We start from the raw sequence: 429 nt of genomic DNA, 5'->3' as shown, positions 1-429 counted from the left end.
ACGAGGTGCACGTCCTCGACGAGGCCCTGCGCCGCGACGCGGAGGCCCTCGCCGCGTACTGCGCCACCCATGAGATCGACGTCATCAACGTGACGCCCTCGTACGCCCAGGCGCTGATCGAGTGCGGTCTGCTGGACGGGGAGCGGCACCGCCCGGTGCTGGTGCTGCTCGGTGGTGAGGCGGTGGCCGAGACCCTGTGGTCCAAGCTGCGCGACACCCCGGGCGTCATGGGCTACAACCTGTACGGCCCGACCGAGTACACCATCAACACCCTGGGCGGTGGCACGCTCGACTCCGACACCGCGACCGTCGGCCGTCCGATCTGGAACACCCGCGCCCACGTCCTGGACGCCCATCTGCGCCCGGTACCGGTGGGGGTGGCCGGCGAGCTCTACATCGCGGGCGTGGGTCTCGCGCGCGGCTACCTCA

At 71.1% G+C, this 429-nt stretch carries 1 protein-coding gene; it reads left to right on the top strand.

What is annotated here, in order from left to right; translation table 11 throughout:
* Positions 1-429 (top strand): AMP-binding protein (locus AA75_RS46220; protein WP_158515595.1); only part of this gene is annotated, 429 nt, incomplete at both ends.

It is taken from the genome of Kitasatospora sp. MBT63, from assembly GCF_000710465.2.
Lineage (GTDB): Bacteria > Actinomycetota > Actinomycetes > Streptomycetales > Streptomycetaceae > Kitasatospora.
This window is presented reverse-complemented; position numbering and strand designations above follow the sequence as displayed.